Genomic DNA, 16,045 nt, shown 5'->3' with positions numbered 1-16,045 from the left:
GAGCGGGGTCCTCACTCTGTGCAGCGTGGGCGCGCTGCTCGCCGCGATCTGTGTCTTCGTGCGCCCGTGACCACGGCGGGGGCGGCCCGTGAGCCACCCCCGTCGTCGTCGTGTCACCGCGTCCTGGCCGCCCGGCGCGCTCGCGGCAGGAACGTGAAGACCGCGCCGCCCAGCAGGATCACCGTGCCTGCCACCAGGCCGAGCGCGCGCAGGGCGCCGTCGTGCGAGGCGCCCGTCTCGGCGAGGCCGCCGCCGCCCGCGGCGTCGGAGCCGCCCGCGGAACCGCTCGCGGAGCCACCCGAATCGGAGCCCGAGCCCGAGCCGCCGGACGCGCCGCCCTCCACCGCCGCCGCGTCGATCTCCAGGGAGACGGCCGTCTTGGTCGGCGTACAGGTCGTCGTCGTGCCCAGCGCCTTCACCGTCAGGACGCCCGGCGACAAGGTCGACTTCCCGTCCGCGCCCGGTTTGTACGTGCCGGTCAGGTCCGGAATCGTCATCGGGTCACCGGACTTGATGGGCGCCTTGTTGGTCGGGCCCTCGACGTTCACGGTGCCCTTGTCCGCGCCGCCCAGCTTCACCGCCATCGACGGCTTGACCGAGTCGGCCGGGATCGCGGCGGGGCTGTCCATCACGGACGCCCCGAACTTGACGGTCAGGGCGTAGTTCCCACCGTCCTTCTTGGCGTCGATCCGCACCGGGGACGTGGCGGTCTTGTCGCCGATCGGGGTCTTGCAGGCGTAGGGGACGGACACTTCCTTGCCGGTGAAGTCGGTCTTTCCGCCACCGCCACCGCCGCCACCGCCCCCGCCACCGCCACCACTGGTGGAGCCGCCCGTGGTCGTGGTTCCGCCGGTGCCGCTCGTCGTCCCGCCCGTACCACTCGTCCCGCCCGTACTCGTACCGCCGCCCGTACTCGTCCCGCCCCCGTCCGTCACCTTGACGGTCACAGCGGGCCTGACCGTCTCCTTCGGGGTGCACTTGGTGTCGGTGGAGATCGGCTTGTTGACGTTGATGGTGTACGCGTCCGGGGTCAGCGTCACGTCCCCGGCCGCGGTCAGTTTCAGCTTGCCCGTCATGTCGGACAGGATCATCGGGCTGTTCTTCGGGATCGCCGGGTTCTTCCGCGCGCCCTGCACCTTCAGGTCACCGCTCTGCGCGCCGCCCACCTTCACCGTGCCCGTGGGCTGCACGGTGTCGGCGCCGAGGTCGAGGACGTCCGGGTTCTTCGAGGCGGCCCGGGTCGTCTTCCAGACCACGTCGATCTCGTCGCCGACCTCGGCGGTCGCCGGGGCCGTGATGTCGGCGACCGTGGTGCCCTCGACCGGTGGCAGCCCCGAGACGGACGGCGGTATGCACTCCGTGCTGAACGAGGACTCGGCCGCCCGCGCCGGGGCGGCGGCCAGCCACAGCCCCGCACCGGACAGGATCAGGGCACAGCCGGCCGCACCGGCTCTCCGTTGCCTGCTCACGTGTTTCCTTTCGTCGTCCTGCTGTCGTCGGGCGGTGCGGAGAGCTGACCGGCCGTGGTGGCACCGGGACCGGTGTCCGGGGTGAACCACGGCAGGGTGGTGGTGGGGGACGCGGCGACGCCCGCCGGGTCCTGGGCGGGCGCCGGGCGCGGGGACCGGCGCGGGGGCCGCGCCTTCGGGAGCCGGGCGGTGAGTTCGGCCAGACGCTGGGCGCCCCGGTGACGGCCGGGCACGTACCGGTCGCGGGGGCGCAGCCGGTCCACGACCGCCATGCCGATCCGGAAGACGGCGGCGGGGACGACGACGCACAGCAGGGCCCAGAACAGCGTGACGCCCCAGGGGCGGCCCACTCCCCAGGGCTGTTCGGCGAGCACCTGCCCGCCGTACTTGAGCGACACGAGATAGTTGCCGTGGGCGCCGGCCGTCAGCTCGACGGGCAGTTCGATCCGCGCCTTGCGGCCCGGCGGGACGGTGCCGCGCCACTGCTGTTCCTCGTAGGCGGGCGCGAACACGCCGTGGGAGGTGCCGACCTGGAAGACGGGATCCTTGACCGGGGCCGTGCCGACGTTGCCGACGGTGAAGGTGAGGGTCCGCGCGGGGGGTGAGCCGAACCAGGTGAGGAGGCCGCTCGATCCGTCGAGGCGGGCGTCGGTGACCATGGAGAGCCGCCCCTCCGACTCGGCGGGGAGCGGCTTCACGGGGTGCCCGGCGACCACGAGGACGGCGTCCGAACGGGTCTTCGCCGGGCCGGTCACGCTCGCGACGTGGACGACGCACGGGCAGGGCCTGGGCGGCTCGACGACCGGTAGCTTCCTGCTGAAACCGCCCCGGGCGTCGGTGGTGACGGCGCGTCCGTCGCCGTTGGCGCAGGAGTTGGTGCCGCCGACGACACCGCGCGCGGGGCTCGACTGCCCGCAGACGAGCAGCATGAGCAGAGTCCTGGGCCGCCAGCCGTCGCCCTTGACGGTGATCGTTCCCCCGGTGCCCGCCCGTGACGTGGAGAGGCTGACGGTGGGCGCATCGGCGGCCGTGGCCCAGGGCGCCGTGCTCGCGAGGAGCGCGGCCAACAGGGCGAGGACGGCCGGCAGCCGCGTGACCGGCGCGCTGCGGAGGGTCATGGCGCACTCCTTGGGTGACCGGTGCCTTGGCGGCCTCGGCGTCGACGGCGTACGAGGCGGTGGGCGGCGCAGCCGGCGCCCGCGAGCACGGTGAGGGCGCCGCCCAGCGGACCCCAGGGCACGAACCTGGCCGTCGCCGTCGCCGAGTCGCCCGCGCCGCCGCCCGCCGTGACCGTCACGGCCACGTCGACGGCGTCGAGCGCGGGGGCGTCGTGCCAGGCTTCGGTGAGGTGGACGCGGCGGCCGGGCGGCAGCTCCACCGGCAGGGTGCGCGGCCCCTTGTCGAGGACGCGGCCGAGGATGCCGTCGGCCCTGACGGTGAGGCGGGGGGTGAGCGTCGTGTTGCCGCGGTTCACGACGTCGTACGTGATCCGGTCACCGGCGACGACCCGGACGTGCTCGACGGTGAGCGCGGCGAGGGTGGGGCCGCTGACCCGCAGGTGGACGCCGACCCGGGAGCTGCGCCCCGCGCCCCGCGCGACGATCGTGCCGGGGTGGTCGCCGGGGGTGGCGCCCGCCGGGACGGTGAGGGTGAAGGGGATCTCGGCGCGGGTGCGGGCGGGGACGCGTACGGACCGCTCGGCGAAGACGATCCAGGCGCCGGTGTCCTCGCTCCGGGCGCGCCGAGGGGAACCGGGGCGCGCGTCGGCGCCGCGCAGCGTGATCCTCAGGGGCGCGGCGGTCGGGTTGGTGACGGCCACCTTGTCCTCCAGGACGGTGCCGGGGGCGCCCTCCGCGTAGACGTACGGGCGCCCGTCCTGTGCGGCGGACGGTGGTCCGCCGCCCGCGGACGGGGTGATCGTCCAGTTCGGCGGCGCCGCCGTCACCGGCGTCGTGGCGAGGAGTGCCGACAGCAGCGCGCCCGCCGCCACAGCGCCGTAGGGGCCTCGGTCACGTCGGCGTGTGCGGCTCATGTGCGGGTCCGCGGCTCCCCGCTAGCGGGGCGTCCCCTGGTGGCGGCGGGTCAGCCACAGGGCGCCCGCGGCTCCGGCGAGGAGCACCGTGCCGCCCAGCGTGCCGAGGGCGATCGCCGAGTCCTGCGGGCCGGTCCGCGGGAGCTGGTCGCCGCCGGAGGGAGCGGAATTCGATCCGCCGGACGTGCCGCCTCCGCCCGCGCCCCGCACGGTCAGTTCCAGTGAGGGTTTCGGGCTGTTGGCGGGTGTGCAGGTCGTCGTCGTACCGAGCGCCTTGATGGTGAGGACGCCGGCCGTGAACGTCACCTTGCCGCTCTTCTTCGGCGTGTACGTGCCCGAGAGGTCACTGATCTTGATGGGTGTGTTGGCGGGGATCGCCTCGGAGTTCGCCGGTCCCGTCACCGGCACGGAGCCGCTGTCGGCGCCGCCGAGCCCGATCACCGCGCTCGGGTTCATCGCGCCCTTGCCCAGTTCGACCGGGCTGGAGGAGACGCCCTTCTGGAAGGACATCGTGATCTTGTAGCCGCTGCCGCTCCTGACGCTCCTCATGTCGATCGGGGAGACGGCTGCCTTGTTCCCGATCGGCGTCTTGCACTGGTAGTTGACGTTCTGCACCGTGGCCTGCGCCGCCGGGGCGGCCAGCAGCACCGCGGAGCCCGCCAGAGCGGCGCCGAGCGCGAACGCGGCGGTTCGTTCCTGGTACGTCCGGTACGACACCTCGATATCCCTTCGCCCGACGGTTGCTGACGGTTCATCAGATGCGGGTGGCTCAAGGTACGCCCGGGGACTTGCCGAGGGAAGACAAAGAGCACGCCGGATCGAGGACGATCCGGCGTGCTCAGGAAAGGGTGTCGGCAGGGCTCAGGCGGGGGCGCCCAGCTCCGCCCATACGGTCTTGCCCTCGACCCCGGGCGTGCGCAGGACGCCCCAGTCCAGGCAGAGGCGCTGCACGATGAACATGCCGTGGCCGCCGGGGCGCCCCGCGCGGTGCGGGGTACGCGGCTCGGGCTGTCCCGCGCCGTGGTCGGCGACCTCGATGCGCAGCACCTTGTTGTCGAGGGAGACCGTCAGCGCGTCCGGGCCACCGGCGTGCAGGCACGCGTTGGTGACCAGCTCGGAGACGACGAGCAGGACGTCCTCCGCGGCGGCCCTGAGTTCCGCGGTCGGGGCCGGCAGCCAGCCCCACGCGTTCAGCGCTTCACGGGAGAAATCGCGGGCCAGCGGCACGATGCCGCTCGCCCCTGCGAGGCTCAGCGTGCGGACCTGACGGCCGCCGGGAGCCGGTCGATCACCGGACTCGGGGCCGTGGTCGCCCGGCGAGTAAGGCCGGGTGGCACTCATCAGCACTTCACCTCACCGATTCACCAATGCAGCTTCTGCTGGGGGACTCAAGGGTTGCAGGGACGGTCGGATGTCTCCTGCCCTGCGGGACCGCGAGAACACCCGTTGATTCGACGTGGATCCTGTGACGCTGATAACGCCTCGATCACGCCGAGACAACTGGAGCGTAACTTCTCCGGCCCGGGAGTGTGGGGGCATCCGTTCACTCCACGGCGAGCGCCGCCGCCAGCGTTTCATGCACAGTGAAGACGGCGTCGGCGCCGGTGATCTCGAAGACCCGGGCCACCACCGGCCGCATCCCGGCCAGATGGACCCCGCCGCCCGCGGCCTCCGCCTTGAGGCGGGCCCCGAGCAGCACGTTCAGCCCGGTCGAGTCGCAGAATTCGAGGCGCGAGCAGTCCACGACCAGCCGGGAACCCCCGCTGACCAGGCATTCCTCAAGCGGTTCGCGCAGCAGATCAGCGGTGTGGTGATCCAGCTCACCCACCGGGGTCACCACGGCGCTCGCACCCTCTTGCCGCACCTCGACCAGAAGCCGGCCCCGGTGTGCGCTGCCGACTGTCCCGCGGTCCATGACGTCTCTCTCTCGCTGCCTTCGACGTGCCGATTGACGCCCTCGAACACTACGCCTTCTCCACAGCCCCCGGTACCCGAACAACCCCTAAGAAACGGACATTTGGGGCGATACCGCACTTGCGGGCCGGTGACGAAACCGGGTAGGCCTAGTAAGGACAGAAAACGAACCCGCGGGCTTGGGAGGCGCCGCACACCGCACAGTGCACGTATTGGCATCGGCAGCCATATGCCGAGAACGATGGAGGACATCATGTCACCCCGGCTCGACGCATCGCATACTGACCAGGCGACGTCGACACCCGCCCCGCACGGCGACCCCGACCTCGGGCCCGACGCTCTGGACGGACTCGACGGGCTCCCCGAGATCCCGCCGTTCGCCGAGGTCGGCGCGCTCGACGCCCGCGCCCTCTCCAAGACGCTCTTCGAGCGCCTGGAGTCCCTCGACGAGGGCACTTACGAATATTCCTATGTCCGCAACACGCTGGTCGAGCTGAACCTCGCCCTGGTGAAGTTCGCGGCCTCCCGGTTCCGCTCCCGCAGCGAGCCGATGGAGGACATCATCCAGGTCGGCACCATCGGCCTGATCAAGGCGATCGACCGCTTCGAGCTGAGCCGTGGCGTCGAGTTCCCCACTTTCGCGATGCCAACCATCGTCGGTGAGATCAAGCGCTTCTTCCGCGACACCTCCTGGTCGGTGCGCGTACCCCGGCGCCTCCAGGAGCTCCGTCTCGACCTCGCCAAGGCGGGCGACGAGCTCGCCCAGCAGCTCGACCGGTCCCCCACGGTGGCCGAGCTCGCCGATCGCCTCGGCCTCTCGAACGAAGAGGTGGTGGAGGGCATGGCGGCGTCCAACGCCTACACCGCCAGCTCGCTCGACGCCCAGCCCGAGGAGGACGACTCCGAGGGCGCGCTCGCGGACCGCATCGGCTACGAGGACCACGGTCTCGAGGGCATCGAGTACATCGAGTCGCTGAAGCCGCTGATCGCCGAACTCTCGTCGCGCGACCGCAAGATCCTCTCGCTGCGCTTCGTCGCCAACATGACGCAGTCCGAGATCGGCGACGAACTGGGCATCTCGCAGATGCACGTGTCGCGACTGCTGTCGCGCACCCTCGTCAAGCTCCGCAAGGGGCTGACGGTGGAGGAGTGAGCCCGTCACCTCCCGGCCCTCCGCCCGAACGGGCCCGCCTCCCTGATTCCCGGGAAGCGGGCCCGTTCGCGTACTCCGCTCAGGCGGCCCGGGCGCCCGCCCGCCACACCTCGCGCACCAACGGCACCCCCGGCCGGTACGCCAGATGTACGTGGCTCGGGGCGTCCAGGAGCGCCAGGTCCGCTCGGGCGCCGGGGGCGAGGTGGCCCACGTCCGTGCGGCGGAGTGCCTTCGCACCGCCCGCCGTGGCGGACCAGAGAGCTTCGTCCGGCGTCATACCCATGTCGCGTACCGCCAGGGCGATGCAGAACGGGACCGAGGACGTGAAGGAGGAGCCCGGGTTGCAGTCCGTGGAGAGGGCGACCGTGGCGCCCGCGTCCAGCAGGCGGCGGGCGTCCGGCCACTCGGCGCGGGTGGAGAACTCGGCGCCCGGCAGCAGGGTCGCCACCGTGTCGCTGTGGGCCAGGGCGTCCACGTCCGCGTCCGTGAGGTGCGTGCAGTGGTCGGCGCTCGCCGCGTCCAGCTCCACGGCCAGTTGGACGCCGGGGCCGTAGGAGAGCTGGTTGGCGTGGATGCGGGGGACCAGGCCCTTCGCCTTGCCCGCCGTCAGGATCGCCCGCGCCTGGTCGCCGTCGAAGGCGCCCTTCTCGCAGAACACGTCGATCCAGCGGGCGTGCGGGGCGCAGGCGTCCAGCATCTCGCCGGTGACGAGGTCCACGTACGCGGCCGGGTCGTCGGCGTGATCCGGCGACACGATGTGGGCGCCCAGGTAGGTGACCTCGTCCGTGTGCGCCGAGGCGATGCGCAGGGCGCGCTCCTCGTCGGCGGTCGTCAGGCCGTAGCCGGACTTGGTCTCGAACGTGGTCGTGCCCTGGCGCAGCGCCTCCGCGAGGTAGCGGGTGAGGTTCGCCTCCAGTTCGGCGTCGGTGGCCGCGCGGGTGGCCGCCACCGTCGTACGGATGCCTCCGGCGGAGTAGGCGCGGCCCTCCATACGGGCGTTGAACTCCTCCGTGCGGTCACCCGCGAAGAGCAGGTGGGAGTGCGAGTCGACGAAGCCGGGGATGACGGCGCGGCCCTGGGCGTCGTGCCGGGTGTCCGTGGCCGGGACCCTCGCGCTCGGGCCCACCCAGGCGATCCGGTCGCCCTCGATGACGAGCGCGGCGTCCCTGATCCGACCGAGCGGGCCGTCGCCCAGGCCTGGGTGGTTGGTGACGAGGTCGCCGATGCCGGTGATGGCCGTGGTGGTCATGCTCCTGGGTCCTCTTCCTGAAGTCACGGGGCTCCGCCCCGGGCCCCGCTCCCCGATCGCCGGAGGGGCTTGGTCAGTGCAGCGCCGCGATGGCTTCCGACAGCGCCCCCGGCACGTCGCCGACCAGCGCGTGCCGCCCGTCGCGGACGATACGGCGACCGCCCGCGAGCACGTCCGTGACGTCCTGCGCGCTCGCCGCGAACACCGCCGTCTCCGCGCCGAGCCGCGGCAGCGCGCCCGCGGTGCGGACCGAGCCCAGGTCGACCGTGACCAGGTCGGCCACCGCCCCGACCTCTATCGTCCCCGCGTCGTCCCAGCCGAGCGCCGCGTGGCCGTCGACGCTCGCCGCGCGCAGCAGGGCCGCCGCCGTCCAGTGGCCGCGCGTCCGGGACCGCAGCCGCTCGTTCAGCTCCAGGGCGCGCGCCTCCTCGAACGGGTCGATGACGGCGTGGCTGTCGGAGCCGAGGGAGAGCGGGGAGCCAGCCTGCTGGAGGGCGGGGGCCGGTCCGATGCCGTCGGCCAGGTCGCGTTCGGTCGTCGGGCACATGCAGGTGCCCGTGCCCGAACCGCCGATGAGCGCGATGTCGGCGTCGGTGAGATGGGTGTTGTGGACGCCTGTGGTGCGCGGGCCCAGCACCCCGTGTTCGGCGAGGAGTTGCGTCGGGGTGCAGCCGTGGGCGGCCCGGCACGCGTCGTTCTCCGCGGTCTGCTCGGAGAGGTGGACGTGGAGGGGGGCCTGCCGCGCGGACGCCCACTCGGCGACCGTCGCGAGCTGGTCGGCCGGGACCGCGCGCACGGAGTGGACCGCCGCGCCGATCCGGGCGTGCGGGCGCTCCTTGAGGAGGCAGGCGCGCTCGGCCCAGGCCTGCGTCGTGCCGTCGGAGAAGCGCCGCTGATGGCGGTCGGGCTCCTTGCCGAAGCCGGAGGAGACGTATGCCGTGTCGAGGAGCGTGATGCGGATGCCCGCCTCCCGCGCGGCCTCGATCAGCGCCTCGCCCATCGCGTTCGGGTCGGCGTAGGGGGTGCCGCCGGGCGCGTGGTGCAGGTAGTGGAACTCGCCGACCGCGGTGATCCCGGCCAGCGCCATCTCCGCGTACACGGCCCGCGCGAGTGCGTGGTAGCTGTCCGGGGTGAGGCGGTCCGCCACCGCGTACATGGTCTCGCGCCAGGTCCAGAACGTGCCGGAGCCGACCTGCGCCGTCGAGCGCAGCGCCCGGTGGAAGGCGTGGCTGTGGGTGTTGGCGAGGCCGGGCAGGGTGAGGCCGCGCAGGACGGTCGCGCCGGGCGGGGGCGCCGTGACCTCCTTGCGGACGGCGGTGATGCGGCCGACGCCGTCCTCGTCCGCCACGTCCACGGCCACGCCCGGCTCGACGACGGGGTCGAGCCAGGCGTGCTCCAGCCAGTACGTCGTCGTCTGCGTCTGCGTCGTCACGTGCAGGCCAGCCCTTCCAGTACGTCGGCGAGTGCGACCACCCCGGCCAGGCAGTCGTCCTCGGCCGCGGACTCGGCCGGGGAGTGCGAGACGCCCGTGGGGTTGCGTACGAACAGCATGGCGGTGGGGACGGACGAGGCGAGGATTCCCGCGTCGTGTCCCGCGCCCGTGCCGAGGACGGGGACCTTCAGCTCGTTCCCGGTGCCCAGGATGCGGGCCATTTCGTCGCGCAGCGCGTGGTCGAAGTCGACGACCGGGGTGAACGACTCCCGCGTCAGCGACACGTCGATGCCGTGCGCTTCGGCGTACTCGCGGGCCGCCTTCTCGATGGCGGTGACCGTCCGGTCCAGGGCGTCCTGGTCGGCGGCGCGCGAGTCGAGCCAGCCGCGGACCAGGGAGGGGATGGCGTTGACGCCGTTCGGCTCGACCGCGATCTTGCCGAAGGTGGCGACCGCGCCCGCGAGCCGGGCCTCCTCGCGCGCCGCGAGGACCGTCTGCGCGTACGGCAGCATCGGGTCCCTGCGGTCGGCGAGGCGGGTCGTGCCCGCGTGGTTGGCCTCGCCGCGGAAGTCGAAGCGCCAGCGGCCGTGCGGCCAGATGGCGCTCGCGATGCCGACCGCGTCACCGGACAGGTCGAGGGCGCGGCCCTGTTCGACGTGGAGCTCGACGAACGCGCCGACGCGGGCCAGGCGTTCGGGGTCGGGGCCGATCGCCTCCGGGTCGTACCCGGCCCGTTCCATGGCCCGCGGGAGCGTGATGCCGTCGGCGTCCGTGAGGGCGTACGCCTGCTCGCGGGTGAGATGGCCCGCGGTGAGGCGGGAGCCGACGCAGGCCAGGCCGAAGCGGGCGCCCTCCTCGTCACCGAAGTTGGTGATGGCCAGGGGCCTGGTGAACTCCGCTCCCCTGCGGCGGAGTTCGTCCAGGGCGGCGAAGGCGGAGACGACGCCGAGGGGGCCGTCGAAGGCGCCGCCGTCGGGGACCGAGTCCAGGTGGGAGCCGGTGACGACGGCGCCGCCGGTGCGCGGGTCGCCGAGCCAGGCCCACTGGTTGCCGTTGCGGTCCTGTTCATAGGCCAGGCCGCGGGTCTCGGCCTGGGCCTTGAACCAGGCGCGGCAGTCGGCGTCGGCGGCGGTCCAGGCGTATCGGCGGTAGCCGCGGGTGTCGTTGTTCCGGCCGATGGGGGCCAGGTCCCGCCACATCTCCAGGAAGCTCGACGAACCAGCCCCTCCGGCGTTCGAGACGCGGGGTCCGGGGCGGGGCCCCGGGTCGTCCGCCGAGTCACCGCCGATGGGGGCTGAGCGCGCAGTTCCCCGCGGCCCTGCGGGGCTCGTCACTTGCCCTCCCGCATGGGCACCCGTACGCCCCGCTCCGCCGCCACCTCGGCCGCGTGCTCGTACCCCGCGTCGACGTGGCGGATGACGCCCATCGCCGGGTCGTTGGTGAGGACGCGCTCGATCTTCTGGGCGGCCAGGTCCGTGCCGTCGGCGACGCAGACCTGACCGGCGTGGATGGAGCGGCCCATGCCGACGCCGCCGCCGTGGTGCAGGGAGACCCAGGAGGCGCCGGACGCCGTGTTGACCAGGGCGTTGAGCAGCGGCCAGTCGGCGATCGCGTCGGAGCCGTCCTTCATCGCCTCGGTCTCGCGGTACGGGGAGGCGACCGAGCCGGAGTCGAGGTGGTCGCGGCCGATGACGACCGGGGCGGACAGCTCGCCGCTCGCGACCATCTCGTTGAACCTGAGTCCGGCCAGGTGGCGTTCGCCGTAGCCGAGCCAGCAGATGCGGGCGGGCAGGCCCTCGAAGGAGATGCGTTCGGCGGCCATGTCGAGCCAGCGGTGCAGGTGCTTGTTGTCCGGGAACAGCTCCTTGATCGCGGCGTCCGTCTTGGCGATGTCCGCCGGGTCGCCGGAGAGTGCGGCCCAGCGGAACGGGCCGAGGCCCTCCTCGAAGAGCGGGCGGATGTGCGCCGGGACGAAGCCGGGGAAGTCGAAGGCGCGCTCGCAGCCGGCCTTGCGGGCCTCGTCGCGGATGGAGTTGCCGTAGTCGAAGACCTCGGCGCCCCGGTCGAGGAAACCGATCATGGCTTCGACGTGCAGGCGCATCGAGTGCCGCGCCTTGTCGGTGAAGCCCGCCGGGTCGGCCTCGCGCTCCTTGTCCCAGTCCTCGACCGCGATGCCGACCGGGAGGTAGGCGAGCGGGTCGTGGGCCGAGGTCTGGTCGGTCACGATGTCGATGGGGGCGCCGCGGCGCAGCAGTTCGGGGAAGACCTCGGCCGCGTTGCCGACGACGCCGATCGACAGGGCGCGGCGCTCGTCGCGGGCCTGGACGGCGAGTTCCAGGGCGTGGTCGAGGTTGTCGGCCTTGACGTCCAGGTAGCGGGTGCCGATGCGGCGGTCGATGCGGGTCTCGTCGACGTCGACGCAGAGGGCGACGCCCTCGTTCATGGTGACCGCGAGGGGCTGGGCGCCGCCCATGCCGCCGACGCCCGCGGTGAGGGTGATCGTGCCCGCGAGGGTGCCGCCGAACTTCTTCCGCGCCACCGCGCCGAACGTCTCGTACGTGCCCTGGACGATGCCCTGCGAGCCGATGTAGATCCACGAACCGGCCGTCATCTGCCCGTACATGGTCAGGCCCTCGGCCTCCAGCTTGCGGAACTCCTCCCAGTTCGCCCAGTCGCCGACGAGGTTGGAGTTGGCCAGCAGCACGCGCGGCGCCCACTCGCTGGTGCGCAGCACACCGACCGGCTTGCCGGACTGGATGAGCAGCGTCTCGTCCGACTTGAGGGTCTCCAGCGTGCGCACGATCGCGTCGAACGCCTCCCAGGACCGGGCCGCCTTGCCCGTGCCTCCGTAGACGACCAGCTTGTCGGGGTGCTCGGCGACCTCGGCGTCGAGGTTGTTCATGAGCATCCGCAGGGCGCCTTCCTGCTGCCAGCCGAGCGTGTTCAGCTCGGTGCCGCGCGGGGCTCGTACGGGGCGTGGTCCTGACATCGGCGGCCTCCTGGAGTGCTCCATCGTGATGCGGATATTCACATCCTGGCCATCTGAATAGAGCTAGTCAATACATTCCCAGGGGCGCCGTCCGGGTGGTTGGCTGGACCACATGGCATCCAGGGACGTATCCACGGACATCTCCACCCGACGCGACCAGGCAGTACACGCCGCCGTCAGCCAGGGACTCGTCGGCCCGGCTTCCCCCGTCACCGGACTCCTCGACGTCACCGGCGTCCGCGCCTCCGCCGCCGCGCTGGTCGCCGCCTTCGACGCCGTCACCGCTCCCGGCACCGAGGTCCTGCACGCCTTCGCCGTGAAGGCGACACCGCTCGTGCCCGTCCTGCGGCTGCTGCGCGAGGCCGGGATCGGCGCCGAGGTGGCGAGCCCCGGCGAACTCGCCCTCGCCCGCGCGGCGGGCATCGCGCCGACCCGCACCGTCCTCGACTCCCCCGCCAAGACCGGCGCCGAACTGCGCGAAGCCCTCGCCCTCGGCATAGCGGTCAACGCCGACAACCCGCAGGAACTGGCGCGCCTCGACGCGCTGGTCGCCTCCGCGCCCACCCGCTCCCCGCTCGGCCTCCGGGTGAACCCGCAGCTCGGCGCGGGCTCCATCGGCGCCCTGTCCACGGCGACCGCCACCTCCAAGTTCGGGGTGGCACTGCGCGACGAGGGCGCCCGCGACTGGGTCGTGCGGGCCTACCTCGACCGACCGTGGCTGACCCGCCTGCACACGCACTCAGGATCGCAGGGCGTCCCCCTGGAACTGATGGCACGAGGCGTACGGACCGCCTACGAACTGGCTGAGGAGATCAACGCGCTGGCCGGGCGGCAGCAGATCGACACGCTCGACATCGGCGGCGGACTGCCGGTCAACTTCGCCTCCGACGAACAGACCCCGGACTACGCCACGTACGCGGGGCTCCTCGCCTCGACCGTGCCCGGCCTCTTCGACGGACGCTACGGCCTGGTCACCGAGTTCGGCCGCTCGCTCCTCGCCAAGCACGGCACGATCCTCGCCCTGGTGGAGTACGCCAAGGAGAGCGGCGGACGGCCGATCGCCGTCACCCACGCGGGGGTCCAGGTCGCGACGCGGACCGTGTACGCCCCCGGGTCCTGGCCGCTGCGGATCGCCGCGTACGACGCGAAGGGGCGGCGCAAGACTGGGCCGGACGTCGCGCAGGACGTGGCGGGACCCGCCTGCTTCTCCGGCGACCTGCTCGCCGAGAACCACGCGCTGCCGCTGCTCGAAGCGGGCGACTACGCGGCGGCGCTCGACACCGGCGCCTACTACTTCGCCCAGCACTACTCGTACAACTCGCTCGTCCGGCCCGGCGTCCACGGCTTCACGGCCGACGGGGACGGTGTCCGGTTCGCCACCGTGCGCGCGCCGCAGACGATCGAGGAGATCGTCGCGGAGTCGGGCGGCGACCGCGCAGGCGCCCTGCTCGACCTGTAACGGGGCGGCGGATTCTAGCCGCCGCACGCATGTCCCACCGGAAAATGCCAGAACGCTCACCAGGTCACCGCACGGTGCGTAGCTTCGTCGTCACACAAACACCAGATATACCCGAACGTGGCGACCAGGTGGGGAGTTCACGGCGTGCCCGGAATCGACGAGTGCCTGCTTGAGGTCATGCGGCTGCCGGGGACGCGCGGCGCCTCCGTCGTCGACTGGACCAGCGGTCTCGCCCTGGGCACCATCGGCGACTCGCCCAACGGGGACCACGAGGCCACCGCCGCCGAGGCCGCCGAACTCGCCCGGCTCGCCGCCGAGCACCGGGCCTTCGCCCCGGCCGAGGGCAGCGACTGGTCCGAGGGGGCGGGCAGCGACAAGGCGCCGCCCGTCGAGGACGTCCTCATCACCAACCGCGACGGGTACCACCTGCTGCGTTTCGTACGGACCAGCTTCGACAGCAGCGTCTTCCTGCACCTGTGGCTCGACCGGGACGAAGGCAACCTCGCGCTCTCCCGGCTGCGCCTCGCCGACATCGCCGACCGGCTGGTCCTGGGATGAGCACCCTCCAGGCGAGCCTCTCGCCGATGCTCGGACGGCTCGCCGACGAAGGGGCCACCGGGGCGCTGATCCGCGAACACGGCACCCTCTACCTGGCGGACGGCCGCATCGTGCACGCCGAGTCGCCCGCGACACCCGGCATCGACGTGCTGCTCACGGCGGGCGGCGCGGTGCAGACCGAGCGCTGGTGGGAGGCCGTCGACCGGGCGGGCGCCCGGCAGCGCGTCGGCCGCTACCTCGTCGAGCAGGGCCGCCTCTCGGACGGCGCGCTCGAACTGTGCCACCTGGGCGCGGTCTTCGACGCCGCCTACTTCACGCTCGCGCAGAGCAGCGGCCCGACCCGCTTCCGGTACGGGGTCTCGCACTGGTTCGGCGCGGTACGGCCCGTGCCGGTCGCCGCGGTCGAACGCGAGACGCTGCGCCGCCGGGAACTGCTCCAGCGGATCTGGCCCGAACCCGACACCGACACGGCCCCCCTCGCCAGGTCCGGCGACCGGCGGCTGGCGGTGCCCGCGCGCAGGCGCCGCGTCCTGGAGCTGGTCGACGGGGAGCGGACCGCGTCGCAGATAGCGCTCGCCCTGGGCAGGCCCACCTTCCACACCCTGGTCGATCTGCGCCGCCTGGCCGCGGGCGGCCTGGTGACCACCGCCCCCTCACCGGAGGCCGCCCCGCCCGCTCCACCCCCCTGGATGGCGCACGCCGCTGTCGAGGACCCCGACATCGCGCTGCTGCGCCGGCTGCGCGCCGCGCTGGAGTCCCTGTGAAGCGCCTGCGACTCACCGGACGGGCCGGCTCCGCATCCCCCGCCACTCCCGGAAGGAGACCGCCGATGGCCGACGAGGCCGAAGTCCTCGGCGAACTACAGCGGCTGAGAGTCCGGGTGCCCCAGGTCACCGGGGCGCTCGCGGCCAGCGTCGACGGACTCGTGCTCGCGCAGGACACCACCGGCGTCGAGCCGGAGGGTGTGGCCGCGCTGACCGCCGCCGCGCTCGGCGTCGCCCAGCGCCTCTCCGACGCCACCGGGCAGGGCGGTTTCCGGGAACTCCTGGTGCGCGGCACGGACGGCTACGTCGCCACGTACGCGGCCGGTGGCACCGCGATCCTCACGCTGCTCGCCGAGGGCCGGGTCAACGTGGGGCGGCTGCACCTGGAGGGCCGCCGCTCCGGCACCCGGATCGGCGAACTGGTCGAGGCGGCCGTCGCCGACCCGCCCGTACGGGCCCGCGGCCGGTCCCGGGCCCGCACGGCGCCCACCGACACGCCACCGCCACCCGACGCCCCGGCGCCCGCCTCCACCGACAGCGGGCTGCCCGTCCGCACGCCCAGGCCAGGTCTTACCGAGCCCACCCTGAACCCTCGCACGACCCGATGAAGACAGCGCACCAGCACAGGAAAGGACCAGCACCATGGCCAACACCGAGACCGCTCTGAAGGACGCCATCGCCTCCATCGAGGGTGCGAGCGCGGCCGCCCTGGTCGACTACAACAGCGGCATGGCCCTCGGCACCATCGGAGGCTCCAAGAGCTTCGACCTGGAGGTCGCGGCAGCGGGCAACACCGATGTCGTCCGCGCCAAGCTGCGCACCATGGAACATCTCGGCCTCAAGGACGAGATCGAGGACATCCTCATCACCCTCGGCACCCAGTACCACTTGATCAGGCTGCTCAAGGGCCGCGGCGGCAACGGACTGTTCCTGTACCTCGTCCTGGACTCCGCCCGCGCCAACCTGGCGATGGCCCGCCACCAGCTCAAGAAGATCGAGGCCGACCTGGACGTCTGAGCACACCGG

The 16,045-nt window shown here is 72.8% G+C and carries 16 protein-coding genes; 6 read left to right on the top strand and 10 right to left on the bottom strand.

The window, feature by feature from the left end; translation table 11 throughout:
* Positions 1–113 precede the first annotated feature (113 nt).
* The 6 genes from ACIRF8_RS28630 to ACIRF8_RS28605 all read right to left on the bottom strand — a co-directional run bounded on the left by ACIRF8_RS28630 (position 114) and on the right by ACIRF8_RS28605 (position 5,416).
* On the bottom strand, positions 114–1,469 hold the full coding sequence (locus ACIRF8_RS28630; protein WP_404219253.1) for a hypothetical protein: 1,356 nt from the start codon (positions 1,467–1,469) through the stop codon (positions 114–116).
* Positions 1,466–2,587 (bottom strand): hypothetical protein, encoded by a 1,122-nt coding sequence (locus tag ACIRF8_RS28625; RefSeq protein ID WP_404219251.1) that lies wholly within the window; start codon positions 2,585–2,587, stop codon positions 1,466–1,468. The genes ACIRF8_RS28630 and ACIRF8_RS28625 overlap by 4 nt, the downstream gene beginning before the upstream one ends.
* Positions 2,584–3,501 carry a hypothetical protein gene (locus tag ACIRF8_RS28620; protein ID WP_404219249.1) on the bottom strand — a complete coding sequence of 306 codons (918 nt, stop codon included), beginning with the start codon at positions 3,499–3,501 and terminating at the stop codon, positions 2,584–2,586. Before ACIRF8_RS28620 ends, ACIRF8_RS28625 begins: the two co-directional genes overlap by 4 nt.
* Positions 3,502–3,522: 21 nt before the next feature.
* Entirely contained in the window at positions 3,523–4,218 is a 696-nt protein-coding gene (locus tag ACIRF8_RS28615; RefSeq protein WP_404219247.1) for an LPXTG cell wall anchor domain-containing protein, read from the bottom strand.
* Positions 4,219–4,362: 144 nt separating this feature from the next.
* A complete protein-coding gene (locus tag ACIRF8_RS28610; protein WP_404219245.1) occupies positions 4,363–4,842 on the bottom strand; it encodes an ATP-binding protein in 480 nt (159 codons plus the stop codon).
* 202 nt (positions 4,843–5,044) lie between these two features.
* Entirely contained in the window at positions 5,045–5,416 is a 372-nt protein-coding gene (locus tag ACIRF8_RS28605) for an STAS domain-containing protein (RefSeq protein ID WP_404219243.1), read from the bottom strand.
* A 240-nt stretch (positions 5,417–5,656) separates the two neighbouring features.
* Between ACIRF8_RS28605 and ACIRF8_RS28600 the strand changes: the two genes are divergently transcribed.
* Positions 5,657–6,568, top strand: coding sequence for an RNA polymerase sigma factor SigF (locus ACIRF8_RS28600; RefSeq protein ID WP_404219241.1), 912 nt, complete (start codon positions 5,657–5,659; stop codon positions 6,566–6,568).
* A gap of 79 nt (positions 6,569–6,647) precedes the next feature.
* Here the strand turns inward: ACIRF8_RS28600 and hutI are convergent, their stop codons facing one another.
* From hutI to hutU, 4 genes are all read right to left on the bottom strand, one after another.
* A complete protein-coding gene (hutI, locus tag ACIRF8_RS28595) occupies positions 6,648–7,817 on the bottom strand; it encodes an imidazolonepropionase (protein ID WP_404219239.1) in 1,170 nt (389 codons plus the stop codon).
* A gap of 73 nt (positions 7,818–7,890) precedes the next feature.
* Positions 7,891–9,249 (bottom strand): formimidoylglutamate deiminase, encoded by a 1,359-nt coding sequence (locus tag ACIRF8_RS28590; protein WP_404219237.1) that lies wholly within the window; start codon positions 9,247–9,249, stop codon positions 7,891–7,893.
* The gene (locus ACIRF8_RS28585; protein WP_404219376.1) at positions 9,246–10,454 is read right to left on the bottom strand and encodes an allantoate amidohydrolase; all 1,209 of its coding nucleotides are present in this window, start codon (positions 10,452–10,454) and stop codon (positions 9,246–9,248) included. The genes ACIRF8_RS28590 and ACIRF8_RS28585 overlap by 4 nt, the downstream gene beginning before the upstream one ends.
* A 125-nt stretch (positions 10,455–10,579) precedes the next feature.
* A complete protein-coding gene (hutU, locus tag ACIRF8_RS28580) occupies positions 10,580–12,238 on the bottom strand; it encodes a urocanate hydratase (RefSeq protein WP_404219235.1) in 1,659 nt (552 codons plus the stop codon).
* A gap of 112 nt (positions 12,239–12,350) precedes the next feature.
* On the opposite strand from hutU, the gene ACIRF8_RS28575 reads away from it, so the two are divergent.
* The 5 genes from ACIRF8_RS28575 (at position 12,351) to ACIRF8_RS28555 (ending at position 16,036) form a co-directional block, all read left to right on the top strand.
* Positions 12,351–13,697 carry a diaminopimelate decarboxylase gene (locus ACIRF8_RS28575; RefSeq protein WP_404219233.1) on the top strand — a complete coding sequence of 449 codons (1,347 nt, stop codon included), beginning with the start codon at positions 12,351–12,353 and terminating at the stop codon, positions 13,695–13,697.
* 144 nt (positions 13,698–13,841) lie between these two features.
* The gene (locus ACIRF8_RS28570; protein WP_404219231.1) at positions 13,842–14,255 is read left to right on the top strand and encodes a hypothetical protein; all 414 of its coding nucleotides are present in this window, start codon (positions 13,842–13,844) and stop codon (positions 14,253–14,255) included.
* Positions 14,252–15,019: a DUF4388 domain-containing protein gene (locus ACIRF8_RS28565; RefSeq protein WP_404219229.1), complete on the top strand. Its 768-nt coding sequence runs from the start codon at positions 14,252–14,254 to the stop codon at positions 15,017–15,019. Before ACIRF8_RS28570 ends, ACIRF8_RS28565 begins: the two co-directional genes overlap by 4 nt.
* A 65-nt stretch (positions 15,020–15,084) precedes the next feature.
* Positions 15,085–15,627: a roadblock/LC7 domain-containing protein gene (locus ACIRF8_RS28560; RefSeq protein ID WP_404219227.1), complete on the top strand. Its 543-nt coding sequence runs from the start codon at positions 15,085–15,087 to the stop codon at positions 15,625–15,627.
* Positions 15,628–15,661: 34 nt separating this feature from the next.
* Positions 15,662–16,036, top strand: a complete 375-nt coding sequence (locus tag ACIRF8_RS28555) for a hypothetical protein (protein WP_404219225.1) — start codon at positions 15,662–15,664, stop codon at positions 16,034–16,036.
* Positions 16,037–16,045: the final 9 nt, after the last annotated feature.

Origin of the sequence: Streptomyces sp. NPDC102406 (assembly GCF_044765725.1) — a bacterium.
Lineage (GTDB): Bacteria > Actinomycetota > Actinomycetes > Streptomycetales > Streptomycetaceae > Streptomyces.
Note: the sequence above shows the minus strand (reverse complement) of the source record. Positions and strands in the feature narration are given on the sequence as shown.

Excerpts from the sequence above, each read along its gene's own strand:
- ACIRF8_RS28625 (WP_404219251.1), bottom strand. The coding sequence starts at position 2,587 with ATGACCCTCCGCAGCGCGCCGGTCACGCGGCTGCCGGCCGTCCTCGCC.
- ACIRF8_RS28620 (WP_404219249.1), bottom strand. The coding sequence starts at position 3,501 with ATGAGCCGCACACGCCGACGTGACCGAGGCCCCTACGGCGCTGTGGCG.
- ACIRF8_RS28610 (WP_404219245.1), bottom strand. The coding sequence starts at position 4,842 with ATGAGTGCCACCCGGCCTTACTCGCCGGGCGACCACGGCCCCGAGTCC.
- ACIRF8_RS28605 (WP_404219243.1), bottom strand. The coding sequence starts at position 5,416 with ATGGACCGCGGGACAGTCGGCAGCGCACACCGGGGCCGGCTTCTGGTC.
- ACIRF8_RS28600 (WP_404219241.1), top strand. The coding sequence starts at position 5,657 with ATGGAGGACATCATGTCACCCCGGCTCGACGCATCGCATACTGACCAG.
- hutI (WP_404219239.1), bottom strand. The coding sequence starts at position 7,817 with ATGACCACCACGGCCATCACCGGCATCGGCGACCTCGTCACCAACCAC.
- hutU (WP_404219235.1), bottom strand. The coding sequence starts at position 12,238 with ATGTCAGGACCACGCCCCGTACGAGCCCCGCGCGGCACCGAGCTGAAC.
- ACIRF8_RS28575 (WP_404219233.1), top strand. The coding sequence starts at position 12,351 with ATGGCATCCAGGGACGTATCCACGGACATCTCCACCCGACGCGACCAG.
- ACIRF8_RS28565 (WP_404219229.1), top strand. The coding sequence starts at position 14,252 with ATGAGCACCCTCCAGGCGAGCCTCTCGCCGATGCTCGGACGGCTCGCC.
- ACIRF8_RS28560 (WP_404219227.1), top strand. The coding sequence starts at position 15,085 with ATGGCCGACGAGGCCGAAGTCCTCGGCGAACTACAGCGGCTGAGAGTC.
- ACIRF8_RS28555 (WP_404219225.1), top strand. The coding sequence starts at position 15,662 with ATGGCCAACACCGAGACCGCTCTGAAGGACGCCATCGCCTCCATCGAG.